The organism is Hyphomonas sp., assembly GCF_013823385.1.
In the GTDB taxonomy this organism is placed as follows: domain Bacteria; phylum Pseudomonadota; class Alphaproteobacteria; order Caulobacterales; family Hyphomonadaceae; genus Hyphomonas.
In genome coordinates this window covers 96,004-122,793 of the sequence record NZ_PNMA01000006.1, presented here as the reverse complement: position 1 = coordinate 122,793, position 26,790 = coordinate 96,004, and the positions used below count along the sequence as shown (strand labels likewise).

The following is a 26,790-nucleotide window of genomic DNA, read 5'->3' as shown; positions in this document are numbered from 1 at the left end:
CCATGCAGCGTATTCCTCCGAAATCCGGCGCAGCCTTTCTGATCAAGGCGGGGCAGTATCTGAAAGTCACTGATCCGGAAGGAGAACAGGTGAGTGACATGGTTGCCTTTTCTGCCGCCGATACCGGGGAGTTTCTCTCGTCTGGCAGATCGCTCGACTATGCCAGCCGTCTGTATCTCACCACCGGAGACTGCCTCTATTCGAACCGGAGCCGGGAGATGTTCGACATCGTTGCCGATGATGTGGGGCGGCATGATTTTACACTGACGCCATGCTCGAAGGACACGTTCCGCATCATCTATGGTGAGGCGGCCCCTTCGGGCGGATGCCAGGAGAATCTGGAGCGTGTTCTGAAACCCTGGGGTATTTCGCCGGACCGTGTGCCCATTGCCTTCAACTGTTTCATGAATGTCGCCGTAGACGGAGAGACGGGCGCGATCAGGGTGCTGCCCCCGCTGAGCCAGCCAGGCAATTCCATTGTATTCCGGGCCCGGATGGACATGATTGTCGGCCTGACGAGCTGCTCTGCGGGACAATCCAACAACTTCCGCTATAAGCCCATTGACTATGAGGTGCTGTCTGATTTTGTCAGCCGGGCTCATCAGGGAGATGTGGCCAATAGCGCCGGAAGGGAACAGGGCGCAGCATATGAAAACGATTGACGAGTTGGAAGCCAGGTTGACGGCGCAGCGCCGGGTCTTGATGTGGCTGGTGCAGGAGCTTTCCGCCGAGCAGGCGGCGCGGCTGATGGCCGAGCTGTGGGAACCGTTTCCGCCGCAGGACGGGCAGGAAGATCCGGGCGCCGTTCCGGCTGGCGCCTTTGCTGTCGAAGCGGGTTATGGGGCTGAAATCCGGATGATCCTGCGGGGCCTCTCTCCCCCGGACTCGCAAGGCGGTGGCGACAAGACGTGAATTTTTCTTGGGGCGGCGCTTCCGCAAACACCTCCAGCTTCGAAATGTGCCGCCTACTGATCTTCCGGCAGTGCGTAGACTTTGAGGTAGTCGCCCGGCGTTGTTTCAAAACGGGCATGGCCGGTGGCGGTGATCGCGACGTATTGCCGGCCCTCATGCTCGTAGGTCATCGGGCCGGCCTGGGGACCGGCCGGGAGGCGCGCTTCCCAGACAAGCCTGCCGCTTTCGGTTTCAAAGGCGCGCAGGAAATTGTCCTGCGTGGCGCCGATGAAGGTCAGCCCGCCGGCTGTGACGAGGGGGCCGCCAAGATTGGGCGTGCCAGTGGGGATCTTGAGGAAGGTTGGGATGCCCAGCGGGCCGGTATCAAAGCCTGTCCCGAAGGGCCGCGACCACACGATCTCGCCAGTATCAAGGCTGATGGCTGATATGTAGCCCCAGGGCGGCGAGATGCAGGGAACCTTCAGCGGGGACCACCAGATAGGCCGGGTCACGCCAAAAGGCGTGCCGGCATGGGGGGCGATGGCTTGGTCGGGACGGGAGCCCCCCGATCCTACGGGCAGATCGTGAACCTCGTCGCGGGGATGGAGGACAACGCGATTGGGCAGGCGGGAATTGTTGGCGATGATCAGCCGGCGCTCAGGGTCATACCCCAGGCCGCCCCAGTTGAGCCCGCCCACCGTGCCAGGAAAGAGCAGCATGCCTTCGCCTTCTGTGGTGGGCGGCGTAAACATCCCCTCATAGCGGTGGCGGTGAAAGCTGATCCGGCACAGCGCGGCATCGACCGGTGTCAGGCCAAAGGCATGCCGGGCGTCGATTTCCTCGGGATCACGGCCGGGGACGCCGCCGATATTGGGGAAAAAGACAGATTGAGGCTGCGTGGGCGCTACCCAGTCGCCCGGAGGCGGGCCCTGGGGCGCGGGGCGGGGTTCAACAGGCCGCAAGGGCTCGCCGGTCAGAGCGTCGAGCAGGAAGAGATTGCCGGTTTTGCTTGCCTGGAGGATGGCGCGGCGCGTCACGCCTTCGATGGTCACGTCGACGAGGACGGGCTGGGCACCCAGATCATAGTCCCAAAGGTCATGCGTGACCGTGGAATAAACCCACCGCTCCGCGCCTGTCTCCAGATCGACGGCGACGATGGCATCGGTGACGCGGTCTTCTTCCGGCAGCCGGTTGCCGCCCCACTGGTCAGCCGCTGCGTTACCGGTGGCGAGGAAGGCGAGCCCGAGGGATTCGTCTGCCGAGACCACATTCCAGACATTCGGTGTGCCGCGCGGATAAATCTCACCGGGGGCGAGCGGGGCCTGGGGATCTGGGCGCAGGGCGTCCCACGCCCAGCGAAGCTCACCGGTGCGGACATCATAGGCGCGCACCACGCCGGAGGGGGCATCGCGCCGCTGATTGTCGCTGACCTGCTGGCCAAGGATCAGAAGACCGCCCGCGACGGTTGCGCCCGAAGTGTTGGACGCAAAGCCTGACGCGCGCAGGCCCATGCCGGCGGTCAGGTCCACCGTGCCGCCTTCGCCAAAATCCTCGCAGAGGAAACCGCCGACAGCATCAAGCGCAATCAGCCGGCCGTCGGCGGTTGAGATATAGACGCGACGGTGACACTGGCTTCCCCCGCGGGGTACGGCGCCGGTCACGCCTTCGACAGCAGGCATATGTTCAATTGCCTCAGGCCGGCCGGCTGGTTCGCCATCATCGAAATACGCGACGGCGCGGCAGGCGGCGGAGAACAGGGGTTCCATGGCGGCAGCCGGAACGCCGGGATCATGGCTCCAGAGCACTTCGCCCGAGCCGGGGTCGAGGGCGAAGACCTTGTTCGTAGGCGTACAAATGTAGAGATAATCCTCGGCCTTGATGGGCGTGTTCTGGGATGAGTAAAACACCCGGCCCTCATTCGGGTTGAGGTCGCCCGTCCGGAAGCTCCATGCCTCCTTCAGCCCGGTCACATTCGCCACGGAAATCTGGCTGAGAGAAGAATAGCGCCGGCCTTCCACCGTGCCGCCATAGGCGCGCCAGTCTGCGCCCGCTTCTGCCTGCGGATTGCCGGAGGATGCGCCAACGGAGGCGGGTTGCAGGGGCGGTCCGCCCGGCTCAACCCGTTCCCAGTAGATGAAGACAAGCGTGCCCAGGGCGGCGGCTGCGCCCAGCAGGAAAATAAGCGCGACGCGGCGCAGCGGCCTGCCGGGAGGAACGCGCCACATGAGAAAGGTAAGCCCGATGGCGGCAACCAGCCCGGCAAGAAGCCCGGCCCGGCCCGCCAGATCAATGCCCCAGGCCGGTAGCCAGCCCTTTCCGGCGATTTCCATCAGTGACCAGACGAAAGTTCCGGCGAACGCGCCCGCGTAAAGAAGAAGGGATGCGCGATGCTGGCCCCGCCAGCTGAAGACTGTTGCCGCCAGCAGCAGCAAGCCTGCCAGGAGATAATAGAACGTGCCGCCGAGGAGGACCAGCCACAGACCGAGCCCTGACATGGCGAGACCCAGCGCGCCGGTAAGTGTTGCGCAGAAGAGATAAGCCCGATGCCAGGCCCGGCGTTCGGTAGCGGCCGCTGCTGCCATCGATCTGTCTCCTTCGTTCTGTATCACCCACCGTTGGAAGGGGGGCGGGGGCAGTCTCGGGCGGAGGCGGCAATGCCTACAGCCGCGGAATCGCAACGGCACACTCTCTCCCCACGCAGTTGCGAATCGGACCTCAGGCCCTGAGAGCCGTGTACGTGCTATGCCAACAGCGCATGAAACCCGCATCGGTTCCGGCGCGGGCGCAATTTTCCGGTCAGCGCAGGAACAGCCTGCGGTCGCGGCTGATCCAACAAACAGGCGGCCGGGGGTATGGCTTAGTTCTTCTTTCGCAGAATGCGCCGACCGTCCTCCTCCACGATTTCCAGAGAGAGGGCGGCGGCGAGGCTGGCCAGCATGGCATCACTCTGATCGAGGCTGAAGGAGGCAGAGACGTTGATGTCCCGCAGGCTTGCATCTGCAAGCTCGATCCGGGGCTGCGAATAGCGGTTCAGATCCGCGATGAGATCTTCAAGCCGGGTGTCTTCAAAGGAGAAGCGCAGCTCCTGCCAGCCGAGAACCTGGCTTGGTTCAAAGCGCTGAAGCGGGCCAAACCCGCCGCCTTTGTCTACCGACAGACGCTGGCCGGCTGTCAGAACCTGCGGGGCCGCTGAGTCAAGCGCGCGGATGGAAACGGTTCCGGAGACGACCGATACGGTGGTCTGGCGGGGGCCTTTGCGGACATCAAAGGCCGTACCCAGAACAGTTACGCTGGCCGGTCCCGCAGCGACGCTGAAGGGGCGCGCGGGCGCGGGGGCCACCTCGAAAAAGGCTTGTCCGTGAAGCAGAACGGCGTCGCGGCTGTTGTCGCGGAAGGTGATCTCGACCGCGCTGTCACCGCCCAGCACAATTTCCGAGCCGTCTTCGAGCGCGAAACGGCGCACTTCCGAAATTGCGGTGCTGTACCGGGCGGCCATATAAGTGGTCGCTGCCGGTGGCTGGGGCGCAAGACCCGTAAACGGCATCATGAAGAGGCCGATGCCGAGACATGCGGCGAGCAGGCCGGCGCCGGCGATCCAGCGGGCCGGGGCGCGGGGCAAACGGCGGCTGGCCGGGGCAGGGCGGTGCAAAGGCGGAGGCAACGGCGCGCGGGCGGGCAGGGAGAGCGCCGCGCCTGTCTCCTGCCAGAGCAATCTGGCGTCGCGCAGCGCGGGGCCGTGCTGGCTGTCCTGGTCGAGCCAGGCTTCCAGCGCCTCATAGTCTTCATCCGTCGCTTCGCCGCTTTCCAGATAGGCAATCCAGAAAAAGGCCTGTTCGGCGATGGGCAGAGATGTATCGAGGCCTTCAGCGGCCCTGGAGGCGGGTTTAGTCATGCCGGTCCCTGCCTTTCTGGCCGTCCTCTTCAAGACGGAGTTTGAGGTCCGCCATGACCTTTGCCAGACGGCGCGACAGCGTGGAAACACTGACGCTTTTTTCAGCTGCAATCGCGCTCAAGCTTTCCCCCTTCAACCGGCACCAGCGAAGGAGTTCCCTGTCGGAATCCGGAAGCGTGTCTATCAGTTTGTGAATTTGTTCGAGACGTTCTTCTTCCAGATAGACGGTTTCGGGAGCCTCTATTTGCATGTGTTCTGTGTAAATTTTGTAACTTCCGTAGAGGCGTTGGGAGACGGCCTGCTTGTCAAGCTGGTCGAAACCGAAATTGAGCGCAATACGGAAGAGGAGCGCTTTCGGGTTTCTGATGACGGAAAGATCATCCATCGCCGCAAGGCGGGCAAATGCCGACTGGGCGAGATCTTCCGGAGAAGGCGGCCCCGGCCCGAAAACCTTTCTCAGGCGGGCCACAAGGCCAACGCGGTGGTCCCGGTAAAACCGCTCCAGCAGCGCGCGCTGCCCGGCGCCTTCGGCAGGTTTTCCGGCCTCGGTCATCTGCAGCGCCCCACCTGATCCATTCACCCGTTCACTCCTCTTCCATAGAAATGAAAATGGGGTTCGTGTAGAACCAAAGATCAGCCCAGGGGTCGTCGCCCGCAGGATCGGCGCCGGGTTCATGATCCCGGTTGTTGGTGCCGCGCAGGCGAATGTATTTGCCGGAGGCGACGCGCGGCAGGGTGATGCTGGCCGTGAGCCAGCCGTCGGCTGAAATTTCAAAATCATCCCGATACAGGCGGGCTTCGATGCGGCTGTTGGGGGCAGCATCCGCGTTTGGGTCAGACGCCGGGCCGGTGACCTCACCGACAATCACGTCCACCCGCTGAACTTCAGGATGGTCTCCGTTGAAATTCGGGCCTTCCGGCTCTCGAAGGGAAAAGGCAAGGGTCACATTGCTTCCGGGGCGGATCGTCAGGGTCTCGCCGGGGACCACAGGGCGCCTGCCGGCCGTGCTTTCCGCTTCCAGGCGTACCCCGGAGATCAGGTCTCCGGTGACGGCAAACATCCGCCCAAGGCGGATGCCTTCCAACAGGGAGGCGTAGCTGCGCTCGGCAAGAACATAGGTTTTGGAATACTCTCCAGGCCAGAATTCGTCACCGCCATGGGTCCAGTGGACATGCATGTCGGAGGTGGCCGTCACCCACCAGCGCCGCCCTTCGCTGAGAAACGCATCCCAGACGCCGCCAATCTGCGCCGTCATCGGATCAAATCCGCCATAGGTGGGTACGTCTTCATAGCCCCCGCGCGGCGCAGTCGGCTCCAGCTGCCCGTCGGGACGCACGGCGCGGGCCTGATGGCCGGGGGCGCCTTCCATGCCAACCACAATATCCGGCGCAATATCATGCCAGCGGCGCATCTTCTCCGGGCTGACCTTTCCATACGCTCCGTTGACCATGGACCGCGACGGATGGTTCACGATCAGGACGGGCGCCGGATCAAGCGCGGCCATGGCCGCCACCGCGGCATTCATGCGGGGATCCTGATCGGCTTCCGGATAGGCCGGAAAGGGTTCGCGCTTATTGTAACGGCTTTCCAGGTCGAATAGGTGGTCTGCCTCCAGCGGAGAATGGGGCATGATCAGGGTCGCGTGATCGGCGCCGGGCGTATCAAATTCCATGCCGTAGAAAAGAAAGAAATCCGGCATTGCTTCGCGCACATCCAGAACGTCCGGATAGGCCTGCTCATAATGTATCTGGCTGTGGAAGGGGCCGCCATGATCGGTGGTCACCATCCAGTCGAGCCCATGGGCCCGCGCCATCTCGGCATTCTGGCCGATGGGATAGATCGCGTCGCCGCCGATCCTCGCCAGGGGCGGGCTAACTGCCGAGCTTTCGCCCTTGAACCGCCAGCCGACGCTGTACTGGCTGTGCACATGGTGATCGCCGGCAAGCCACTCCATTCTGTCAGGGGGCGGTGTGTGGGTATCTTCCGGCAGCTGAGTACAGGCGGTCACCAGCAACGCGCAGCTGATCATCAAAAGGCGGTTCAGCATGATATTCTCCAGATGCGCAAAAGGGGGCCTTGCGCCCCCGGCCATGCCTTGCGGCTGGTCTGCGGCGGCCTTCTGCCGCCGCATTTTGCAGTACAGTTCCTAGAAGCGATAACGGGCACCAATGTTCAGACTGCGTCCGAATGTATGGATCTCGGTCAGCTCAGCTTCCGAACCTGCAAAGGAGGTCTGGCGGCTGTCGAGCAGGTTGACCGCTTGAAGGAAGACTTCAAGTTTATCCGTAAACTGATAGCTTGTTCCGAAGTCGAGGATTCCATAGCCTTTCTGATAGTTGGCAACAACGTCTGCCGGGGTCGGCTGAGACGTGACGACGGCGCCGGAATCGGTGAGGTAGTCGCTGCGGTAGGTATAGCTCAGATTGGCCTCGAACGGGCCGCGTTCGAAGAACGGGGTCACCGAGAAGCTGGTATCCGACACGCCCTGGATGCTGGCGGACTGAATGCCGACGCCGCGCTTGTCGAGCTCCAGTTTGGAGGTCGCAAAGGTGGCGCTGGCGGAGATGCCGAGCCCCATTTCAAGCTTGTTGGTGAAGGCAAATTCAAGGCCGGAGATCGTCGCGTCGCCAATGTTGACCGGCGTGGCCACCAGGATGTCCACCGGAAGCGTGCTGCCATCATTCACGGCGAAGGCGAGCGTCCGGGTCTGGAAGTCGTTGGCGATATAGTCGGAAATGTCTTTGTGGAAGGCTGCGACGGTGAACGCACCGAAATTGTCGAAGTACCACTCCAGCGAGGCGTCAAGATTCCAGGAGGTGTAGGGGCTCAGCTCCGGATTGCCGGCGCTGGCGTTGAGGTTGAGGGTGGGATCTTCCAGCGCGGCGGCGCCGAGACGGAAGATGTTGGTGACGGTGACGCTGTTGGTGTTGATGGAGTTGCGTAGTTCCGACAGCGAAGGGCGTGTCATCGTCTTGGCCGCGCCGAGGCGGAACAGGAAGTTGTCGGAAAGATCGAAGGTGAGGTTCAGGCTGGGCAGGATTTCCTCATAGCTGCCGCTCGTACGGCTCGGCGTGACCTGGGTAACCACATTGCCCTGGGAATTCACAACCGGCGCAACGATCGTTCCTTCAACCATCGTGTCGGTCGTCACATAGCGCACCCCGAAATTGCCGCGCAGCGGTGTGCCCTGCACCTGGGAGGTGAAGTCAAAGCGCGCATAGGCGGCCTTGATATCCTCTTCGATGAAATAGGAGTTCTGCAGGTCAGCGCTGGTGGCCGCCAGCGCGCTGGCGCTGGGGTTTACGCCGTCAAACTCGCCCGCGATCACATAGGACGAACGGAAGAGATCCCAGTCGACATTCGTCCAGGGCTGGAACGTACCGATCGACTGGTCGAAGGCGTTCGATGGAACGGGCGCGCCGAGGAATGCCCCGGTGCGCGTTACGCCGTCACGCAGAACCGTGTTGGAGCGGTCGCGGCGTTGGTAGTCACGGAAGCGCTCGGAAGCCTGAACGCCCGCCTTGAAGCGGGTGACGTTGACCCCGGCAAGGCTGAAATCAAGATCGCGGGTGGCGTCAAAGGTGAAGGTCTTGTCTTCATCCTCGGAATTGATCGGGCGAACCGCGAGGCTCTCGAAGATCATTGCAGAGGGGTCGGTGAGGTCCAGATCCGTATACAGTGCACGGATTTTCGCGTCGCCAACCGGATCCCCGCGGAAATCGAAGGTGAGGTTGCCGCCGGCCCCGTTTGCCGTGCGATACTGGACGCGGAGAATCGGCGTTTCCAGATCGCTCTTTGCGCTGGCATAGCTGAAACGCGGCTGGAGCGTCCAGCCTGCGATGTCATAGGAGGCCTTTGCGTTGATCTGGGTGTTTTCATGCGCCTGATCGAGATACTCGGCATAGTTCCGGATGCGGGCGCCGTTGATGGTGCCAGCGACCAGCCGGCCATCTTCCACCACAGCCGATGACAGGTCGAGCCGCGAAATCTGGCTGGGGATATAGTAGGTCAGCCGGCGTTCAGTCGTCTCGTTGTTGAACAGGGAGTAGAAGCCGTCGATGCCCAGTTCGAGGTCATCCGTCGGGCGCCACTGCATGCCGCCAACGGCACTGATCCGCTCGCGGTTTTCGAGTTCCAGATAGGGCTGGACGTCGCCGGGAATACGGACCGTTCCGAGGCCCTCAATGGTCGCGTCCGTCCAGCCCGTCCGGAGACGGTCAAACTGCACATCGCGCGCCGAATAGGACAGGCCGCCCATGACGCCGAACGTGTTGGCGGGATTCTTCCAGCCGGCGGCGATCGAGCCGTTGGGCTTTACCTTGTCGGTGCGTTCTTCATAGCCAGCGTAACCACTCACGCTCAGGAATGTGTCGCGCTCCAGAGGATTGAGCAGGCGGATATCCACCGAAGACCCGATGCCGCCTTCAACCAGATCGGCCGTCGGCGTCTTGGTGACCACAATTCCGTCGATCAGATCAGACGGCAACACCTGCAGACGGAACTGGCGCCCGGACTGGCCGGAATTGCGGATGTTTTCGTTATAGGCCATCGGCATGCCGTTGAGGGTAACCGACTGGAAGTTGGGTCCGAGACCGCGGACGCTGATGAACTGGCCTTCGCCGGCTTCGCGCACGATCGTGACGCCCGGAACCCGTTGCAGGGCCTCTGCGACGTTGACAGCGGGCAGTTTGCCGATATCGGCGGCGACCACGGCATCGGCAATGGAGTCAGCGTTGCGTTTGACGTCCAGAGCGCGGTTGAGGCCATCAGAGAGGCTGCCCTGAACGATGACCGCCTCAAGAACGCGCTCATCCTCAGCTGTCTGAGCATGCGCTGCCCCCGAGATGATCAGCGCCACGCCTGAGACGCTGGCGATCAGCGCAGAGCCCGACCAGTTGAACTTTCCAAACGACATTGTCCATCTCCTGTTGTCCGGCGCGGGCCGGTTTCCCGCGGCATTGTTCGCCGCAAGTTCAGAGGGGAGACGGGCGGGCCGGGGCAGTTTTGCGCGCGGCGCGCATTCTTCATGAAAGGTTCATCGAGGGTGCAGATTTCAGAAGTTTAATGAGGACTTTGTCCGGCATCTGTTCTGTAGCGGACCGTCAGGGCGAAGGTGCGCCCATAGCGGGTGTAGCCGCTGAACAGGTCGCCCCTGGAACTGAAATACTGGGCTTCATCTGTCAGGTTCTGGGCCTCAAGCGACACCTCGACCTTGCCGGTCACGCGCCAGCCGAGGATGCCGTCAAGGGTGCGGAAGCCTTCGGTGTTTGCGGCCAGTGGATCATTTGTTCCCACCGCTTGTGGAATTTCGCCGAGGGCGTTGAACACCAGCCGGGCCTGAAGCGGCCCCTGTTCGTAGATGCCACTGATCGAGAAACTTTCGCCCGCCACATTCTCAAGACTGTCTGACAGGCCTGGCGCATAGGTGGCCTTGCTGCGGGCCCTTGTATAGTTTGCCTCAAGGCCAAGACCATTCCAAGGCGCGGGCAAATCCGCAAACCGGTGGGACAGGGCAAGTTCCGTTCCGTAGATCAGCGCGTCTCCGCCATTCGCCGGTGCCGTCAGCGCATAGATACGCCCATCGATCTCTATATCAGTTGTCTGATTAAATACAAATGTATCGAATTTTTTGAAGAACACCCCGGCGTGCAGCCGGCTGTTCTCTGAAGGGAAATAGGTTGCGGTCAGGTCTCCCTGCCAGGCCTCATAGCGTTTGAGCGCGGGGTTGCCGCCGACTGCCTCGAAGATCTGGCCTGAAGAATTGAGGGTCAGACGCGGGGCGAGGTCGGCAAGGGATGGGCGCGTGATCACGCGCGCTGCTGAGGCCCGCAGATCAAGGCCCCGGTCAAAGCTGACGAGGAGATTGGCGGCCGGAAGGACATCTGAATAATCGGCTTCGGCTGACACGGCGATTGGGGTCTGGCCGGACAAGGCGTGACCTTCCGATACCTGATGGGTGTGGCTGAAACGGATGCCGGCATTACCGCTTATGCGGGCAAAGCCGGGATCGGCAGAAAACTCCCCCATGAGATAGGCGGCCCAGATCTGCTCAGAGATGCTGTAGGAGTTGCGCAGGTCGGCGCCGGAAGGCGCCTCGAAGTTGGGGATGAAGTTGGCCGCATCGGCAAAGGCCGAAGCGTCTGGCAGCAGCCAGCGGCGGGGCAGTTCACCGGCTTCCCCGCCAAGGAAATTGCCGGCCGGAAAGGGGAGGTAGAAGGATGCAGGGAAAAATGACCCGCTGTTCTGGGTAAACAGCCGGTCCCGCCGGCGGTAATCGCGTTCCCGGAGGCGGTATTTCAGGCCAGCCCGCAGATCGCTCCAGACACCGCGGTCCACGGTGCTGTGCAGGTCAATCTGGGCGGACTGGTCGGTATCCAGACTTTCCTGGTTCCGATATTCGATGCGGCGGAAGGCAAGCAGGCCGGGGTCTTCCAGATCTCCGTCGAGGAAGCGGATATCCGGTACGCCTTCAAACAGCGCCGGGACTTCAAAACTCACCCGGCCCACATCCGGACTGTTAATGCGCGTGCGAGTAATGGGCGCCCTGGTCTGGCTGCCCGCTTCGGCATAGGCGATCCGGGCACTGATTTCCTGGTTGCCGTTTTCGACGCGCACCCCGCTCGTCAGAAACAGGTTGTCATGGGTGAGCCAGGACTCTTCATAGCCGATCTGGCTGGCGGCCCGCCCGGTCAACCCTACCACCACGCCGGACCGGAAGAGGAGACTATCGGGCTCAACCGTCGCCGGATCGAGGTCGGCAGAGTAGGTCAGCTCCCGGTAGCGCCCGTCGAGCCGCACATAAAAGGCTTCGGCATCGAAGCTCAGCCCGGCGCGGGGTTCAATCTGAACAACTGTGTTCAGCCCGAGGCGCTCGCGGTCTTCCCGCTCCAGCGTTGGGCGGAAGGAGGTCGGCGCGAGAACCTTGCCCGTCTCGCCCGGCAGGTCGATCTCCTCCCAGGTTCCGAAAGTAATCCGGTCCTGGCGAACGCTCCGCTCACTGTAGGTGAGGGCGCCGATGAGGCCCGCCTTGCCGCTTGCATGTTGCCAGCTGCCGATCCCTGACAGCCTGGGCTCCGTGCTGCCTGGCAGGTCTGTATGGCTCGCGGACGCCGTGAACACGCGGGTGGCCTCTGGCAGGTCCAGCGGCCGGAACGTGCGGACATTGATCGCCGCGCCGATGGCGCCTTCATCCATGGCGGCGGTGGGCGCCTTGATGACGTCAATTCCGGCAATGATCTCTGTGGGCAGGATATCGAACCGGAATTGCCGGCCATCCTGATTGCTGTCGCGTACATTCTCGTTAACCGCCAGCGGCACACCGTTGAGGGCGACACTCTGGAAACTGGCGGGCAGGCCCCGGACGCCGACAAACAGGGCTTCGCCGCGATCCCGGGAGACGCTGACGCCGGGCACCCGCAGCAAGGCTTCGGCCGCGTTCTGCGCCGGAAAACTTCCAATATCGGTGGCGTCTATCGCTTCCATCAGGCTGCCGGCAGCGCGCTCCCGCAGAATGGCGGAGGTGAGGCTGGCAAAATAGCTGCCGGAGACGACGACCGGGGCGAGATAGCGGGGGGCTTCAAAGCCAAAGGGTTCGCCATTGGGGGCAGGCGCGGGCGCTGCCGGAGCCTCGCTGATGACAATGGCGTTGGCCGGGTCGCGTTCAAAGTGAACGCCCGTATCGAGCAGGAGCGCGCGCAGCAGATCGTCCACGGGCGCCGTTGCGCTCAGCGCAGGCGCCCTTTTTCCAGCAAGCATTCCCGGCGGTGTCAGGATGACGAGCACTTCGCCGGTTTGGGCGCCGAAAGCGCTGAGCGCCGAGGAGAGCGGCTGCTGAGGGATGTCGACTGTGGCCAGCGCCTGTCTCTGATGGCCTGCTGCGGGCGGCTCTGCCATTGCGGCTGGCGTCCAGAGCGCGGCGGCGCCCAGCAGGAGGGAACTGACATATCTCATGCCATCATCGACCGGGCGTTCCGCCTGGCGCGAGCAGAACCTGCCGCGCTCTGGCCCTGACAAGAGGGGCTCGAGCGCTTTCCACATGCTTCCAGAAGCGAAGAGTTCATAAGGCCTTGCCGGGAAAGTCAGGAGTGGGGGCGTAAAATCCTCTCCTTAACGCCAGTACATGACGGATTCACGGCTCTGTTTTATTCGTTTGCCCTGCTGCCGGCCTGCTCGCGACCCCCTCAGGCGCACTGAAAGAAGGGGCAAACCTCCCGCAAGCTATGAGCCAGGAGAGATACGCCTCCTTTGAGCCTGACCGTGCGGCCCGGCAAATCTTGGGCTTGGGAGGTGTGTTTTCGCAAACCCGCTACAACATAGACCCGGTTGATTTTCCTTAAGGATACGTGGGTAATCAGATCGAGAAACCTGATGCGTGCAGGTGCAGCCCTGTCGGACGAGACAGCCGGGCGGCCCCTGTCCCTGTTGAACCGACGCCGGAGAAGGCATGACATCCGAAACGAAAAAGCCACCCAGACGGTCGAAGAAGGCCGAGCAGAGAGCGGAGATGACCGAACAGATTCTCGACGCTGCCGAGTATCTGTTTTCCATTAACGGCCTGCACGGTGTCACGCTTCGGGATGTCGCCAAACGGGTCGGCGTTCACCACAGCCTGCTGAACTACTACTTCACCGACAAGCGGGAGCTGTTCGACGAGGTTTTCAAACGGCGCGCGGAAGTGACACGGTCGCTGCGCATGAAGGCGCTCGAGGAATACGAGGCATCGTGCGGCGGAAAGCCGACCGTGGAGGGCGCGCTGCGGGCGTTTCTCGATACCGACCTCGATCTCTACATCCAGGGCGGGGAAGGCTGGCGGAATTTTGCAAGCCTCGGCGCGCAGGTGGCCAATACGCCGCTCGGCGCCGAAATGTTCGATGAGCATTTCGACGAACTGGTTCTGCGTCTGGTGGGCATTCTGAAGCAGGCCCTGCCGGAATGCGAAGATGTGGATCTTTTCTGGGGCTATCATTTCGTCACCGGCGGATTGATGCTCACGCTGGCCCGCACCGGCCGGATTGACCGCTTGTCGGGCGGGCTGTGCAAGTCGGATGATTTCGAGGCCGTGAAGGAGCGCATGGCCCGGTTCATGGCGGCCGGCTTCATCGATATCTGCAAACAGTCGGCCGCCTCGCGCAGCTGAGGGCGTGGATGGGCGCCCGCCGGACGTGCGAATCGGCGATGGCTCGAAAATAATATTCACTCACGGGTGAGTGAATATTGACAGCGAGGCCGGAATGGCTCACCAAACTCCCAAGCGCCCATCAACGAGGCGCCTCAGGGAGGATCATCATGAAGATCAGAATTCTCGCTTCCGCGAGCGCGGCGGCCGTTCTTTCCATGCTCGGAGGCGCCAGCGCCCAGGAAACCGGGCAGGCGCCGGCCCGGCCAGAAGAGCAGGAGGCTCAGCGCAGCCTCGACAAGGTAGTGGTCACCGCCACCCGGCGCGAGGAAAGCCTCCAGGATGTGCCGCTCAGCGTCACGGCCTACCAGCAGGAAGCGCTGACCGAGAAGGGGATTGTCAGCTATGATGGTCTTGCCCGCGAAACGCCGGGCGTCGTGATCAACCAGCCGACCGCCAACTTCAACAATTTCACGACCCGCGGCATCGCCACCAATGGTTATGGCGCCAATCTCCAGGCGGCGACCGCCATCTATATCGATGAACTGCCGATTTCATCGAACGGCAACTCGACCATCCTTGACCCGACCCTCTATGATGTGGAGCGTGTGGAAATCCTGCGCGGCCCGCAGGGCACGCTGTTCGGCGCGAACTCCCTGTCCGGCGCTGTCCGTATCCTGACGAAAAAGCCCAACACCCGCAAATTCGAAGCCTCCGCCCTGGTTGATTACGGCCTGGTCGATGGCGACGCTTTCCGCCAGCGCTATAACGGCATGGTCAACATTCCGCTGGCTGAAGACAAGCTGGGACTGCGCGTCGTCGGCTTCTACCGCGACGAAGAAGGCTGGGTGGACAATATCGGCACCGGCATCGAAGGCGCCAACTCGCTGACCTCCTATGGCGGCCGCGCCATCCTGCGCTGGGAACCGACCGACGCGCTCGATATGCAGCTGATGGTTATCCATGAAAACAGCCAGCCCGATGATTCCGGGCTGACCAATCCGAACCGCGGCAAGTTTGTCCGTCTGACGGACCGGCCGGACCTCTTCCAGTCTGACTTCACCACCTACAACTTCGCGCTCGACTATGATCTCGGCTTCGCCAATTTCACCAGCTCGTCGACCTACTCGAACATCGACGGAAAGTTTATCGTCGACCTCGCCGGCACGTTCGGCCAGCTGATCCCCTTCGCTCTGGATGCCGTCGGCTATGATGAGACGTTCGTGCAGGAAGTGCGCCTTGCTTCGGCAGATGGTGGCAACTGGGACTGGATCATCGGCGGCTTCTATTTCAACAAGCGCCGCGACATCACCTATGACTACCGCTCGTCTCAGGAGTTCCTCGATACGCGCGGTCTTACCGGCCTGCCGGATGAATATTACCTCCGCTTCACCAGCTATTTCGACCAGTTCGAAACGGCGGGCTTCGGCGAGTTGACCTATCGCTTCTCGGACAGGTTCTGGGTAACCGGCGGCGCGCGCTACACCACGACTTCCGTGCAGAGCTTCACCAATGAAGGCGGCTATAACAGCAACTATCTGGCGCTTGCCCTTGGCGGGGTCACAAATGCTCCGATCACGGTATTTCCTGTCGCCGCGGTGGAAGGCCTGAAGGTCGAAGGGGACAAGTTCTCCTACAAGCTCAGCGCGTCCTACAAGCCGGTCGAGAATGTCACGACTTATGCTTCTATTTCGACCGGCTTCCGCTCCCCGGTGGCCAACGCACGCGCCGGCGCTGTCAGTATCGTCAACCCGAATGACCTCGTCATTCCAAATGGTGCAGACTCCGATTCGCTGACGAATTATGAAATCGGCGCGAAAGGCTACTGGCTGAACGGCAAGCTGTCGGCAAATGTCGCGGCCTACTATATCGACTGGCAGGACATTCAGGTGCAGGCAAACCGCTTGTCGGACCAGGTCCAGTTCGCCACCAATATCGGCGGCGCGGTCAGCAAGGGTCTCGAGTTTGAAATCGCGGCTTATCCGGCGAAGAATTTCAGCTTCTTCCTCAACGGATCGCTGAACGATTCCGAAGTCACCGACGTGACGCCGACAGAGGCCGCCATGTCGGGCGCCGAAGAAGGCATCTCGCTTTCCTTCCCGACCTTCCAGGGGTCGGCCACCGTCCGCTATGACTGGAAGATGGGCGGCGAAACCGATGCGTTCGCTGCGGCAACCGCAGCCTATGTCGGCGACTTCCCGGGCATGTTCCCGAACGTGCCGGGTAATCCGAACCTCGTCGCACCCACCTTCGACTACACGGATGCCTACACGGTCGTGAACCTTCAGGCCGGGGCGTCGCGCGACCAGTGGAAAGCAGTTGCCTATGTCGAGAACCTGCTGGACGACAGTTCCATCACCTATGTCCACCCGGAAGCCTTCCTTGACGGGCGCTATGCCAGGCTCCGTCCCCGGACGGTCGGTGTCCGGCTGAGCTACGAGTTCTGAGCCGATGCCCAGCCCAGACAGCGCGGTACAGGCCGCCTCCCCGCCCGGAACCGCTGTCCCGCCGGCCGCGCCCTATGCGCGGCCGGATGGGAAGGCCTGGTTCGTTCTCGCCATTCTGTGTTTTGTCTATGTACTGAACTTTCTGGACCGGCAGATCATCTCCATCCTCGCCAAGCCCATCCAGGATGAGCTTGGTATCACCGATGGCCAACTCGGCCGGATCACCGGCCTTTATTTTGCGCTGGTCTATTGCATCCTGGGCATCCCCGTCGCCTGGATTGCCGACCGCACGAACCGGGTGAAGGTGCTATCGGTTGCCTGCGCCATCTGGAGCGCGGCGACGCTTTTCTGCGGCCTTGCGCGCAGCTATCCGCAACTCGTGGTGGGCCGCCTGGCGGTCGGCGTTGGGGAGGCGGGCGGCGTGCCGCCATCCTATGCTATCATCTCCGATTACTTCCCTCCGGGGCGGCGCGGAACGGCGCTCGCCCTGTTCAATTTCGGCCCTCCCATTGGAATGGCGCTTGGGGTTGCGTTCGGGGCCTCCATGGCCGCGGCGTTTGACTGGCGCATAGCCTTCATCTCGCTCGGCATCGTGGGAATAACCACAGCGCTCTTTGTCTATTTCTTCGTACCTGAACCGGAAAAGGGAAGGCTTGATACACCTGCGCCGGTTGGTCCCATGCCCTCCCTTGAGCCATCTGCAGGGAAGATTCCTTCATCCGGCTCTGGCTTTTGGGGCACGATGCGGATGTTCTTTATGCGGCCGGTTCTGATCCTCACGGCGCTGGCCAGCGGCGCCATCCAGTTTGTCACCTATGCCACGTTGAACTTCACGACGCTGTTCCTGATGCGCGAGAAGGACATGACGTTGCAGGAGCTGGCGCTCTACTATTCGATCCTGCTCGGCGTCGGGGTTGCTGCGGGCATGTATGTGTCCGGCTGGCTGGTGGACCGGTTTGGCCAGAGGTCAAAGGTTGCCTATGCGCTGGTGCCCGCTATCGGCTTGGCGGCGGCCATCCCTTTCTTCCTCGGTTTCGTCTGGGCGCCCGGCTGGCCGCTGGCGCTCCTGTTCCTGATCGGGCCGACCTTCTTCAACTATTTCTATCTCTCGCCCGCCGTCACCCTGGTGCAGGAAGAAGTTCGTCCGGATCAACGCGTGCTGGCCGGCGCGCTGCTCCTGCTGATCATGAACCTGATCGGCCTTGGCCTTGGCCCGACCTATCTCGGCATGGCCAGTGACATGTTCCGGGCGGCAAATCCGGAAAACTCGCTCCAACTCGCATTCTATACGCTGACGCCTTTCTACGGCGTGGCGGTTCTCCTCTTTCTCTGGCTGGCCCACGCAATCCGGAAAGAAGAAGCAGAGAGGGCAAAGTCATGACACGGAAGAGTGCTATTCTTACAGGCCTGGCGGGTTTGCTGCTGGCCGCGTGTGCAACGCAGGCAGAGGGTAGTGCCCCTCTCATCAGCTCTCCGGCTGGCAGGATTGCCGGCGTCGCTGTGGGCGAAGTTAATGTCTTCAAGGGCATTCCGTATGCGGAGGCGCCCGTCGGAGATCTCCGCTGGAAGCCGCCCGTTCCCGCCGCCCCGTTGGAGGCCGTGTTTTCCGCCTCTGATTTCGGCCCAGCCTGTGTTCAGCCGCGCCCCAGAGAAGGCAGTATCTACGCCAATCCGCCGGAATCAGTGAGTGAAGACTGCCTGACCCTCAACATCTGGGCGCCGGTGGACGCCGCATCTGCGCCGGTGATGGTGTGGATACATGGCGGCTCTCTCACGGCAGGCTATTCGGGCGAACCCCTCTATGACGGGACAGCGCTGGCCAAGGCGGGCGTGGTGCTGGTGTCGATCAACTACCGGCTGGGCGTGCTGGGCTATCTTGCCCATCCGGAACTCAGCGCCGAGTCGCCCGGCGGTGTGTCCGGCAATTACGGCCTGCTCGACCAGATCGAGGCGCTGCGCTGGGTCCAGCGCAATATTGCAGCCTTCGGCGGGAACCCGGAGAATGTCACGCTTGCCGGCGAGTCCGCCGGGGCGCTGAGCGTGATGTATCTCATGGCCGCGCCCGATGCGCGGGGGCTTTTCCACAAGGCGATTGCCCAGAGCGCGTATCTTATTCCGACGCCGGAGCTGAAAGCAGCGCGGAATGGCCACTTCGCGGCGGAGGATGTGGGCAGCTACATCGCCCAGGCTACCGGCGCAAACACGCTTGCCGGTCTGCGCGCCATGGATGGGGAAACCCTGACGGCCGCCGCCGCAGCGGCAGGCTACGCGCCCTGGGGCACAGTGGACGGCAAGACCCTGCCACGGCAACTCGTGGACACGTTTGATGCCGGCGCGCAGGCTGCCGTGCCGATCCTTGCGGGCTTCAACAGCGGGGAAATCCGCTCCATGCGCTTCCTGATGCTGCCCGTTCCGGAAAGCGAAGCGGCTTATGAAGAGGCCATCCGTGAGCGGTATGGGGATATCGCGGAGGAATATCTCCGGCTTTATCCGTCGTCAGATCTTGTGGAATCTGCCCTCGCGGCGCCCCGCGATGCCCTTTATGGCTGGACAGCAACGAGGCTCGTGCGGGATCAGGCCGCGCTCGGCGAAGCGGCCTATCTCTATCATTTCGATCATACCTATCCGGCCGCAGCGGCGCTTGACCTCAAGGGGTTTCATGCAGCCGAGATACCGTACGCGTTCGGAAATCTGCGGAACAAGCCGCGCTTCTGGCCAGAAATACCGGACACCGCAGAAGAACAGGCGCTCTCCGATGCCATGCTTGGCTATTGGGTTTCGTTCGCGCGCGATGGCCGGCCGGCAGTAGCGGGCGCCCCGCAATGGCGCCCCTTTGCGCCCGGCAATGCTTATATGAGCTTTGCCGGCACGCCGCAGCCCGCCAGCGATCTAGACCCAGGCATGTTTGACCTGCATGAGACAGTCATGTGCCGCCAACGCGCCGAAGGCCTGCAACTCTGGAGCTGGAATATCGGGGTAAAGGCACCGGTCATTCCGCCCGCAGGAAATGGCTGCCCATGAATTTAGCCAGCATGCAGACTTATGATCTGACCCTTGACAAGTTCCTGACCCATGCCGCCAAATGGCATCCGTACACGGATCTTGTCACGGCCGGAGACGCACCAGATGCATCGAGTGACAGGATCGGCTATGCGGCGCTGGAAACGCGGTGCCGGGCGGTCTCGGGCCTATTGTCTCGCCGGAGCGTCAAGCCCGGAGACCGGGTGGCAACGCTTGCCTGGAATACCCGCGCCCATGTCGAGGCATGGTATGGCGTCATGGGAATGGGGGCTGTGTGCCACACGCTGAACCCGCGCCTTACCGCCGAGCATCTTGCCGCGATGGTTACCCAGTCTGAAGCGCGGATCGTGATCGTAGACGCCGATCTTCTGCCGCTGGCCAGACAGGTGGCGGAAGAGGCGCCTGGCATCAGGCAGATACTCGTCATCAATACTCCTGAAGCGGAGCGAGGTTCGGGGGCAGGGGGCGCGGCTGTTGAATCCTTGGAGACTTTGTTGGCCGAAGGTGCGGGCGACCCGGTCGCCTGGGGCAACTTTCCGGAAACGGCCCTGTCGGGCCTCTGCTTTACTTCCGGAACAACCGGGGCGCCCAAAGGCGTCGCCTATACTCACCGCTCAAGCTATCTTCACACGCTCCGTGCCCTGCAGGCCGATGTCATGGCCATAACGGCGCTGGACGCGGTGCTCGCAGTGGTTCCGATGTTTCATGCCAATGCCTGGGGCCTGCCTTTCGCGGCCCCGGCGGTGGGCGCCAAACTCGTCCTGCCGGGGCGGCGCAGCGATGGGGCGAGCCTCGCCCGGCTCATCCGCGAAGAGAATGTCACCATCGCGGTCGGTGTGCCCACCGTCTGGCTCGGCCTGATGGATTATCTGGACGAAACGGGGCTTCAGATCCCCTCACTGAAGCGGATCATTGTGGGCGGCGCGCCCATGCCACCTGCGCTGATGCAGCGGCTGGAGCAGGGCCTTGGCGCAATCGTGCAGACGAGCTGGGGGATGACGGAGCTTTCTCCCCTGGGCGTGATCATGCCGCCCGGCGCGCCGGTGCGGTCTCCGGAATTCTCTGGCCGCCCCGCCATTGGCATGGACCTGCTCCTTACGGATGCTGGCGGAAATCCTCTGCCGCAACAACGTGGCGCCGAAGGGCATCTCAAGGTGCGAGGCCCGTCCGTAGTCGAACGGTATCTTGGGCAGGATCAGCCTGCTGCCAATGCAGACGGATGGTTCCCGACGGGAGATCTGGCGCGGATTGATGAAGAAGGCCACCTCATCATCACCGGCCGGGCCAAGGATCTCATCAAGTCTGGCGGGGAGTGGATCAATCCAGCTGAAATAGAGGCAATCATCAGCGCGCTGCCGGAGGTGTCTCTCGCCGCGGTGATCGGTCAGCCCCATCCCAAATGGGGCGAGCGTCCGCATCTCATCGTTGAACTGCGCGGCGAGCAGCAGATTGACGATGATACCCTGCTGGCGCCGCTGGAAGGAAAAGTTGCGAACTGGTGGATTCCGGACACCGTGATCCGCCTTTCCTCAATGCCGCTGGCCGCTACCGGCAAGATTGACAAACAGAAGCTCAGGGCAGACTTCGGAGTCTTGCAGGCTGACTAGAGGCAAAGGAGCCTGGCCGATGAAAGTCATCTCCCACATCGCGGCCGCCCTTCTGCTGGCCGCCTGCACCACCCGCCCGGCCAACCTCATCGAGAGTACACTTCCGGACACACTTCCCGGCTGCTCCGAGGCCATCGCCTATTCGCAAGCCCATCGCGGCCTTTCCGTCCTTGTGCTGCAGAATGGAGAACTCGTCTGCAGCACTGGCGCCGCGAGCATTGAAACGCCCTATGAGCTCTGGTCCGGCACGAAGAGTTTCGTGGGTGTCATGGCGGCGGCGGCGGTTCAGGATGGATTGTTGACCCTTGATGAACTTGCCGCGGATACACTGGCGGAATGGTCCGATGACCCGGTGAAGTCGCGCGTCACGCTCCGGCAAATCCTCTGGATGGTGGAGGGGCAGCCCAGTGAGATCGGGAATCCGCCCGGATATGCCGGCGCGGTCGAAGTCGCGTTCAACGCGGCGCCGGGCGCGCAGTTTCAGTATGGCCCTGTCCCCATGCAGCTTTTCGGTGAGATCCTGCGCCGCAAGCTCGCTGCTGCGGGGCTCCACGCCGATCCGCTGGCTTACTTTGACCGGCGCATCCTCAGGCCCATCGGCATAACCGGCTATCGGTGGAGACAGGGCACTGACGGATATCCGCTGATGCCGCAGGGCGCGCTGATGTCTGCGCGCGAATGGTCCGTGTTCGGCGAATTTATTCTGCGGGGCGGACGCGGCCCGGACGGAACGCAGCTTGTTTCTCCAGAGGCCTTCGCCCAGATGTTTGAGGGGAGCGAAGCCAACCCGGCCTACGGCCTGACCTGGTGGCTCGCCCGGCCTTCGCCCTCGCCTGATCCGGTGACGCGCGGGTCAGATATTCGCCAGAACCTTGACCGGTTGCCAACTGATCTGGTCCTCGCCTCGGGTGCGGGCGGGCAGCGCCTTTATCTCATCCCGTCGCGCGGCCTGGTGATCGTGCGACAGGCGGACCTCGACCTTGACGCCATCCGTGCAGGGCGGAGTTCGGAATGGAGGGACACAGAGTTTCTCAGCCTTCTGCTTGGGAAGACCTAGGTCAAGGCAGGGAGATTGGTTTCCCGAAGCCCCTCGATTGAGTACTCGTCACGTCACCTTCAGATCAGATGGCGGCGAACCTGGCTGGCGAAAGCGTCCAGGGCGAGGACGGTGGCAAAGATCACCAGCAGTATGGTTCCCACATGCCCATATTGCAGCATGTCAAACCGGCCTTTCAACTCCTGCCCGATGCCGCCGGCGCCAACGATGCCAATGACTGTCGCCATACGGATATTCCGGTCCACCACATAAAGGGTCAGCGCCACGAAGGAAGGGACGACATTCGGTAGAACCGCGAGACGAAGAACGGTCAGCCGGCTTGCTCCGAGTGCGGTCAGGGCTTCCTGCGGGCGTACGTCCGCAGTCTCCACGTCATCGGCATAGAATTTTCCCAGGAACCCGATGCTGTGAAGGGTCAGCGCAAGAATGCCCGCCACAGGGCCAAAGCCGAACAGAAGCACCAGAAACAGGGCGCTCACGAGTTCCGGGATGGTGCGCAAAAGCGATACCAGGGAGCGCGCCGCCGTGCGGACCAAGGGGTGCGGTGTAAAGTTGCGCGCGGCAAGTGGCATCAGGCCGAGGCTGACGAGCATTGCAAAAAGGCTCGCCCAGATTGCCATCTCTATGGACTGAAGCATCTTTCCGCAGACATAGAGCAGGTAGCCAAAGGGCTGTACCCGATACCGCTCGATGATCTCACGCGTCTCGATTTCCAGCGTTTCGGGGTTCAGCGCCGTTTCCTGCCGCGTCACCTCTTCAATGCGCGAAGGCCAGGCGCGCGCTTCACCGCCCGCTTCGAGCAGCGTCCGCTCATCCATCACCAGCGGGAACATCTTGTCCTCAATCGAGGCAAGCCCCCTCCCGATCTGGGAGCTGTCAGACCCCGCGCCGAAACTTGCCACATATTCCTGCACATTTCGTACAAGGACGTTCAGTTCCACGCGCGGCGCCGACCATACGAGAAACACAAAGCACGCCAGAACGGCCAGCAGTGTCCGGCTGCCATAGACAGGCTTCAATCGCCAGGCCTCTGGCGGACGAACACCCTCTGCAGTATTCTGCCTCATGCGGTAACGCTCCGCTTAAGGATCGGTTCTGGAGCGTGGCTGCTGGCAGAAAGTGCGTGCGGCGTCCCGTCGAACTCTTTGCGGCCGGCCCTGATGACCACAATACGGTCTGCGAATTCCAGCGCCAGGTCGGTCTGATGCAGTGAACACAGCACCGGCACGCCGCGTTCTTTCGCCGTCCGCCGCAGAAGGCCGATGATGTCGCGCGAGGTTGCCGGATCAAGGCTCGCGACGGGTTCATCCGCGAGGATGACGGCGGGATTTCCCATCAATGCCCTGGCGATGCCTACTCGCTGCCGCTGACCGCCGGATAGCTCCCGCGCCCGGCGGTTCGCATGACTTTCATCAAGGCCCACTTCAGCCAGAAGCCGGCAGGCTTCGGCTTTCACGGCGGGCGGATAGAGCCGCAGGATCAGCCGCCAGAGCGGCAACTCGCCGGCGAGGCCAGCCATGACATTCTGCACGACGCTCAGCCGGTCAATCAGCCCATGGTCCTGATGCACCATTCCCAGTTTGCGCTGGATCTGCCGGCGTGTGGCCGCAGAGAACTGGATGCCCTGGAACACGATCTTGCCGGAAGAAGCCGGCACCAGTCCGGAAATCAGCCGCAACAGGGTGGACTTTCCCGATCCAGACGGGCCGAGAATGACACAGAACTCACCCGCGTAGAGGTCCAGATCTATCCCTTCAAGCGCCATCATGCCGTTATAGGCAGCGCCTACGCCTGAAAGAGAAAGGATGACCGGTTGCAGGCTGGGGCCGGTATGTCGCGCGTCCGTCACCGGTAAGTGCCCGCGCGCCGCACCAGCGCCGCCGTAAAGGCGCCATCCACCCCCGAGACCGGGCGAAAGGCCGTTTCAAAATCATCGTCCGTGATCGTAATATCATAGCGGTCAACCCGCTTGCCGCCATAGCCGCGAATGTCATCGGCGGATACGCCGGGCTGCTTGTGCAGCGCCCCCAGCGCGGCGCGCAGTCTGGACTTCACGCTTTGCGGCAGCGCTTTGGCCGACACCATCGGCGGATTGGGAATAGGGGCTGAGCGCCCCACGATCCGGAAGCGGGAGGCGTCAATTGCGCCGGAATTGGCCGCGCGCTCGAAGGATACAAAGGACGCAGCAGCCCCATCCACCAGGCCATTGTCCAGGGCAACAAGCCCGCTGGTATGGCTATCCCCGATGCGGACCTGAGAAAGATCCTTTCGCGGATCAATGCCGGCATCCAGTAGAATGCCGATTGGAAACACAAAGCTGCTTGCCGATTGCGGCGGGCCGAATGCCACGGACCGCCCGCGCAGATCCTGCACGCTGGAAATGCCACTGTCTTTCAGCGCAAAAATTCCCGCATAATAGGTCGCGCTGCCATTGGTGGATTCCACGGCCAGCAACTCGGCGCATCCGCGATCGCGGGCCTCCCGATAGGAGGTTGGGCCAAGCCACGCGACATCTGCAAGCCCCGTGCAGACCGCCTCGATGGCGGCCGCATAGCTCTGCCCCACACGTACACGGAAATGCAGGCCGCTTGTCTTGGTCAGCGCATTGAACAAGGGAACGAAATCTGCCTTGGTGCCGTCTTCCGTGCCGCCATCGGCCGGTATCAGGATCACCTCCAGCGGTTGGCTCGCGCTGCCATCTCTCGTCTGCGCCATTGCGGGCAATGCCCCCAGCATCCAGATGCATAGCAAAGCCGCAATGATACGCATGGCTGACCCCTTTTAATGTCCGCCGATAGGCTAGCGGGCCGCCGCAACACTAATGTGACGCGGAGCGGAAATTTCAGGGTTGTTTGTGAATTTTATTCAATTCTGCCTGTGCTAGATTTTATTTTCCCTCAAAGTAAGGCAGAGGGAGCCCGTTGGGCAGGGAAGCGCCCGGCAATCAGAGTGTGTTCAGGGATCAGGCAATGAAGAAAAAAGAGACGCAGTCCAAAAGCGCTCCCGGCGTGAGGAAAGATACGGCCGTTGTCAGCAATGTCCTCAGCCGCATCCGCATCCGGCAGGCGTCTCTGGGGCCCAGTACGAGTTCCATTGCCGAGTTCGTGCTCAACAACCCTCGCCGCGTCGTCGGCATGTCCGTCACCGAACTCGCTACTGAGACAGGGGCGAGCGACGGCAGCGTCGTCAATTTCTGCCGCCAGTTGGGTCTGACCGGCTTTCAGCAGCTGAAGCTCAGCCTGGCGCAGGATACTGTCCAGCCCGTCCAGTTCATTCAGGAAGACCTCCAACGGGGCGACGATACCAGCACCATATGCCGGAAAATCTTCCATGCCGGCATTCAGGCGTTGCGCGATACGCTCTCGGTGGTGGACGCCGATGCGATTGATCAGGCCGTACAGGCCATCCGGGCGGCTGACCGGATAGAGATCTATGGAATCGGATCGTCCGCGCCCATAGCGGAGGATGCACAATACCGTATGCTGCGGATCGGCATCGATGCGCGGGTTGTGGTGGATAGCCACATTCAGGCCATCAGCGCCTCACGTACTGGCCCGAATGTTGCGGTACTGACCATCTCGCATTCCGGCGCAACGCATGAAACCCTTTCCGCCACCCGCCTGGCGCATGAGGCTGGCGCCAAAACCATTGTCATCACGAATTTCGCCAACTCTCCCATCCAGGCCTATGCCGACATCAAGCTCTATACGATGTCGAAGGAAACCCGCTTTCGCACCGAAGCCATGACCAGCCGGATTGCCCAACTTTGCGTGATTGACACGCTGATCGCCGCCCTCGCCATGGCTGATTACGACCACGCGACCGAGACACTTCGCGAAACCTTTGATGTGCTGTCGATCAAGCGTTTCTGAGGGTTTCAGATCAGCCTGGCGAAGAATTCCTGTGGGCTTGGCGCTACCAGAAGGCAGGGCATCCCCACCCGGATTGCCCCTTCAATATCGGTATCCGGATTATCCCCCAGCATCACGGTCCGGTGAGGGGAAGTGCCGATAATCCGGCATGCTTCGCGGAAGAAGCCCTCGCTCGGCTTGCCGATGATCTCGGTTTCGGCCTGAGACAGATCGACTGCCGCTTCAAGGGCGGCGTGAAAGGCCCCGGTCTCAAGCCGGATGCGCGCATTGGCGCCCCGGTGTGAGCCGTCAGGGTTGGCGACGATCAGTTTTGCGCCGCCAGCCAGGCAGTTTGCGGCGCGCTCCAGCGCGGCATAGGTCACTCGCGTGTCCCGCATCAGGATAACGACCTGAGCCTCTTCCCGCACCACCTCGATACCGGAACGTTGAGCCAGCGCCTTCATGGCGGGGCTTCCGATGATCATGGCCCGCTTGAGCCCCAGATCCCGCGCCCGCCTTATGGCGAACATGCCGGCCAGCAGGATGCGCTCCGGGGGCAATTCAATGCCGGACTTGTCCAGAATGGCGCGCATTTCATCCGGGGTATGGGTGGAATTGTTCGACACAATTGCCAGCCGGTTCTGATGGGCGCGCAGAAATGCTGCGGCTTCAGGCACGAGAACATTGTCAATCGCGCAGCACCCATCCCAATCCAGAAGAAATCCGTCGGCGGACTTTATGAGTGATTTGGGGTCCCGGCTGCGCAGCTCTTCAAGGGGAATAACATTTTTCATGGGCGGCGGCTTAGACGAAATGAAAATAATTCAAAAGATAGAAAATTTGAGATGAGTAAATTTTATATTTGAATTACACAAACTTCACCGACGCGTCACATTCACCCGCTACCC

The 26,790-nt window shown here is 62.0% G+C and carries 19 protein-coding genes; 9 read left to right on the top strand and 10 right to left on the bottom strand.

Annotated features, from left to right (window positions below):
• The first annotated feature begins 2 nt into the window (after nucleotides 1–2).
• The gene (locus C0456_RS05975; RefSeq protein ID WP_291049557.1) at nucleotides 3–662 is read left to right on the top strand and encodes an urea carboxylase-associated family protein; all 660 of its coding nucleotides are present in this window, start codon (nucleotides 3–5) and stop codon (nucleotides 660–662) included.
• On the top strand, nucleotides 649–912 hold the full coding sequence (locus C0456_RS05970) for a hypothetical protein (RefSeq protein ID WP_291049555.1): 264 nt from the start codon (nucleotides 649–651) through the stop codon (nucleotides 910–912). The genes C0456_RS05975 and C0456_RS05970 overlap by 14 nt, the downstream gene beginning before the upstream one ends.
• A gap of 53 nt (nucleotides 913–965) precedes the next feature.
• Here the strand turns inward: C0456_RS05970 and C0456_RS05965 are convergent, their stop codons facing one another.
• The 6 genes from C0456_RS05965 to C0456_RS05940 form a co-directional block, all read right to left on the bottom strand.
• The gene (locus tag C0456_RS05965) at nucleotides 966–3,473 is read right to left on the bottom strand and encodes a pyrroloquinoline quinone-dependent dehydrogenase (RefSeq protein WP_291049552.1); all 2,508 of its coding nucleotides are present in this window, start codon (nucleotides 3,471–3,473) and stop codon (nucleotides 966–968) included.
• Between the two features lie 275 nt (nucleotides 3,474–3,748).
• Nucleotides 3,749–4,783, bottom strand: a complete 1,035-nt coding sequence (locus C0456_RS05960) for a FecR domain-containing protein (protein WP_291049549.1) — start codon at nucleotides 4,781–4,783, stop codon at nucleotides 3,749–3,751.
• Complete coding sequence (locus C0456_RS05955; RefSeq protein WP_291049546.1) at nucleotides 4,776–5,459, bottom strand: sigma-70 family RNA polymerase sigma factor; 684 nt, start codon at nucleotides 5,457–5,459, stop codon at nucleotides 4,776–4,778. Before C0456_RS05955 ends, C0456_RS05960 begins: the two co-directional genes overlap by 8 nt.
• Nucleotides 5,368–6,831, bottom strand: a complete 1,464-nt coding sequence (locus C0456_RS05950) for a hypothetical protein (protein ID WP_291049543.1) — start codon at nucleotides 6,829–6,831, stop codon at nucleotides 5,368–5,370. The genes C0456_RS05955 and C0456_RS05950 overlap by 92 nt, the downstream gene beginning before the upstream one ends.
• A gap of 99 nt (nucleotides 6,832–6,930) precedes the next feature.
• On the bottom strand, nucleotides 6,931–9,699 hold the full coding sequence (locus C0456_RS05945) for a TonB-dependent receptor (RefSeq protein WP_291049540.1): 2,769 nt from the start codon (nucleotides 9,697–9,699) through the stop codon (nucleotides 6,931–6,933).
• A 146-nt stretch (nucleotides 9,700–9,845) separates the two neighbouring features.
• Entirely contained in the window at nucleotides 9,846–12,821 is a 2,976-nt protein-coding gene (locus tag C0456_RS05940) for a TonB-dependent receptor (protein WP_291049538.1), read from the bottom strand.
• A gap of 466 nt (nucleotides 12,822–13,287) precedes the next feature.
• Here C0456_RS05940 and C0456_RS05935 point away from each other — a divergent pair, with 466 nt between their 5' ends.
• From C0456_RS05935 to C0456_RS05910, 6 genes are all read left to right on the top strand, one after another.
• Nucleotides 13,288–13,920 (top strand): TetR/AcrR family transcriptional regulator, encoded by a 633-nt coding sequence (locus C0456_RS05935; RefSeq protein WP_291049535.1) that lies wholly within the window; start codon nucleotides 13,288–13,290, stop codon nucleotides 13,918–13,920.
• Between the two features lie 149 nt (nucleotides 13,921–14,069).
• Entirely contained in the window at nucleotides 14,070–16,346 is a 2,277-nt protein-coding gene (locus C0456_RS05930; RefSeq protein WP_291049532.1) for a TonB-dependent receptor, read from the top strand.
• Between the two features lie 4 nt (nucleotides 16,347–16,350).
• Nucleotides 16,351–17,727: an MFS transporter gene (locus C0456_RS05925; protein WP_291049529.1), complete on the top strand. Its 1,377-nt coding sequence runs from the start codon at nucleotides 16,351–16,353 to the stop codon at nucleotides 17,725–17,727.
• On the top strand, nucleotides 17,724–19,367 hold the full coding sequence (locus tag C0456_RS05920) for a carboxylesterase family protein (RefSeq protein WP_291049527.1): 1,644 nt from the start codon (nucleotides 17,724–17,726) through the stop codon (nucleotides 19,365–19,367). Before C0456_RS05925 ends, C0456_RS05920 begins: the two co-directional genes overlap by 4 nt.
• Nucleotides 19,364–20,974: an AMP-binding protein gene (locus C0456_RS05915; protein ID WP_291049524.1), complete on the top strand. Its 1,611-nt coding sequence runs from the start codon at nucleotides 19,364–19,366 to the stop codon at nucleotides 20,972–20,974. The genes C0456_RS05920 and C0456_RS05915 overlap by 4 nt, the downstream gene beginning before the upstream one ends.
• 19 nt (nucleotides 20,975–20,993) lie before the next feature.
• Entirely contained in the window at nucleotides 20,994–22,031 is a 1,038-nt protein-coding gene (locus tag C0456_RS05910; RefSeq protein WP_291049521.1) for a serine hydrolase, read from the top strand.
• Between the two features lie 59 nt (nucleotides 22,032–22,090).
• On the opposite strand, the gene phnE is transcribed toward C0456_RS05910, so the two are convergent.
• From phnE to C0456_RS05895, 3 genes are read right to left on the bottom strand one after another with little or no spacing between them, the layout of a single operon-like run.
• Complete coding sequence (phnE, locus tag C0456_RS05905) at nucleotides 22,091–23,098, bottom strand: phosphonate ABC transporter, permease protein PhnE (RefSeq protein ID WP_291049518.1); 1,008 nt, start codon at nucleotides 23,096–23,098, stop codon at nucleotides 22,091–22,093.
• Entirely contained in the window at nucleotides 23,095–23,880 is a 786-nt protein-coding gene (locus C0456_RS05900; RefSeq protein WP_291049516.1) for a phosphonate ABC transporter ATP-binding protein, read from the bottom strand. The genes phnE and C0456_RS05900 overlap by 4 nt, the downstream gene beginning before the upstream one ends.
• Nucleotides 23,877–24,800: a phosphate/phosphite/phosphonate ABC transporter substrate-binding protein gene (locus tag C0456_RS05895; RefSeq protein ID WP_291049514.1), complete on the bottom strand. Its 924-nt coding sequence runs from the start codon at nucleotides 24,798–24,800 to the stop codon at nucleotides 23,877–23,879. The genes C0456_RS05900 and C0456_RS05895 overlap by 4 nt, the downstream gene beginning before the upstream one ends.
• A gap of 200 nt (nucleotides 24,801–25,000) precedes the next feature.
• On the opposite strand from C0456_RS05895, the gene C0456_RS05890 reads away from it, so the two are divergent.
• A complete protein-coding gene (locus tag C0456_RS05890; protein WP_367179215.1) occupies nucleotides 25,001–25,903 on the top strand; it encodes a MurR/RpiR family transcriptional regulator in 903 nt (300 codons plus the stop codon).
• 5 nt (nucleotides 25,904–25,908) lie between these two features.
• Here the strand turns inward: C0456_RS05890 and C0456_RS05885 are convergent, their stop codons facing one another.
• Complete coding sequence (locus C0456_RS05885) at nucleotides 25,909–26,676, bottom strand: HAD hydrolase-like protein (RefSeq protein ID WP_291049511.1); 768 nt, start codon at nucleotides 26,674–26,676, stop codon at nucleotides 25,909–25,911.
• Nucleotides 26,677–26,790: the final 114 nt, after the last annotated feature.

Excerpts from the sequence above, each read along its gene's own strand:
- C0456_RS05925 (WP_291049529.1), top strand. The coding sequence starts at position 16,351 with ATGCCCAGCCCAGACAGCGCGGTACAGGCCGCCTCCCCGCCCGGAACC.
- C0456_RS05890 (WP_367179215.1), top strand. The coding sequence starts at position 25,001 with ATGAAGAAAAAAGAGACGCAGTCCAAAAGCGCTCCCGGCGTGAGGAAA.
- C0456_RS05915 (WP_291049524.1), top strand. The coding sequence starts at position 19,364 with ATGAATTTAGCCAGCATGCAGACTTATGATCTGACCCTTGACAAGTTC.
- C0456_RS05965 (WP_291049552.1), bottom strand. The coding sequence starts at position 3,473 with ATGGCAGCAGCGGCCGCTACCGAACGCCGGGCCTGGCATCGGGCTTAT.
- C0456_RS05885 (WP_291049511.1), bottom strand. The coding sequence starts at position 26,676 with ATGAAAAATGTTATTCCCCTTGAAGAGCTGCGCAGCCGGGACCCCAAA.
- C0456_RS05960 (WP_291049549.1), bottom strand. The coding sequence starts at position 4,783 with ATGACTAAACCCGCCTCCAGGGCCGCTGAAGGCCTCGATACATCTCTG.
- C0456_RS05955 (WP_291049546.1), bottom strand. The coding sequence starts at position 5,459 with ATGAACCCGGCGCCGATCCTGCGGGCGACGACCCCTGGGCTGATCTTT.
- phnE (WP_291049518.1), bottom strand. The coding sequence starts at position 23,098 with ATGAGGCAGAATACTGCAGAGGGTGTTCGTCCGCCAGAGGCCTGGCGA.
- C0456_RS05935 (WP_291049535.1), top strand. The coding sequence starts at position 13,288 with ATGACCGAACAGATTCTCGACGCTGCCGAGTATCTGTTTTCCATTAAC.
- C0456_RS05970 (WP_291049555.1), top strand. The coding sequence starts at position 649 with ATGAAAACGATTGACGAGTTGGAAGCCAGGTTGACGGCGCAGCGCCGG.
- C0456_RS05920 (WP_291049527.1), top strand. The coding sequence starts at position 17,724 with ATGACACGGAAGAGTGCTATTCTTACAGGCCTGGCGGGTTTGCTGCTG.
- C0456_RS05945 (WP_291049540.1), bottom strand. The coding sequence starts at position 9,699 with ATGTCGTTTGGAAAGTTCAACTGGTCGGGCTCTGCGCTGATCGCCAGC.
- C0456_RS05950 (WP_291049543.1), bottom strand. The coding sequence starts at position 6,831 with ATGCTGAACCGCCTTTTGATGATCAGCTGCGCGTTGCTGGTGACCGCC.
- C0456_RS05910 (WP_291049521.1), top strand. The coding sequence starts at position 20,994 with ATGAAAGTCATCTCCCACATCGCGGCCGCCCTTCTGCTGGCCGCCTGC.
- C0456_RS05930 (WP_291049532.1), top strand. The coding sequence starts at position 14,070 with ATGAAGATCAGAATTCTCGCTTCCGCGAGCGCGGCGGCCGTTCTTTCC.
- C0456_RS05895 (WP_291049514.1), bottom strand. The coding sequence starts at position 24,800 with ATGCGTATCATTGCGGCTTTGCTATGCATCTGGATGCTGGGGGCATTG.
- C0456_RS05940 (WP_291049538.1), bottom strand. The coding sequence starts at position 12,821 with ATGTGGAAAGCGCTCGAGCCCCTCTTGTCAGGGCCAGAGCGCGGCAGG.
- C0456_RS05975 (WP_291049557.1), top strand. The coding sequence starts at position 3 with ATGCAGCGTATTCCTCCGAAATCCGGCGCAGCCTTTCTGATCAAGGCG.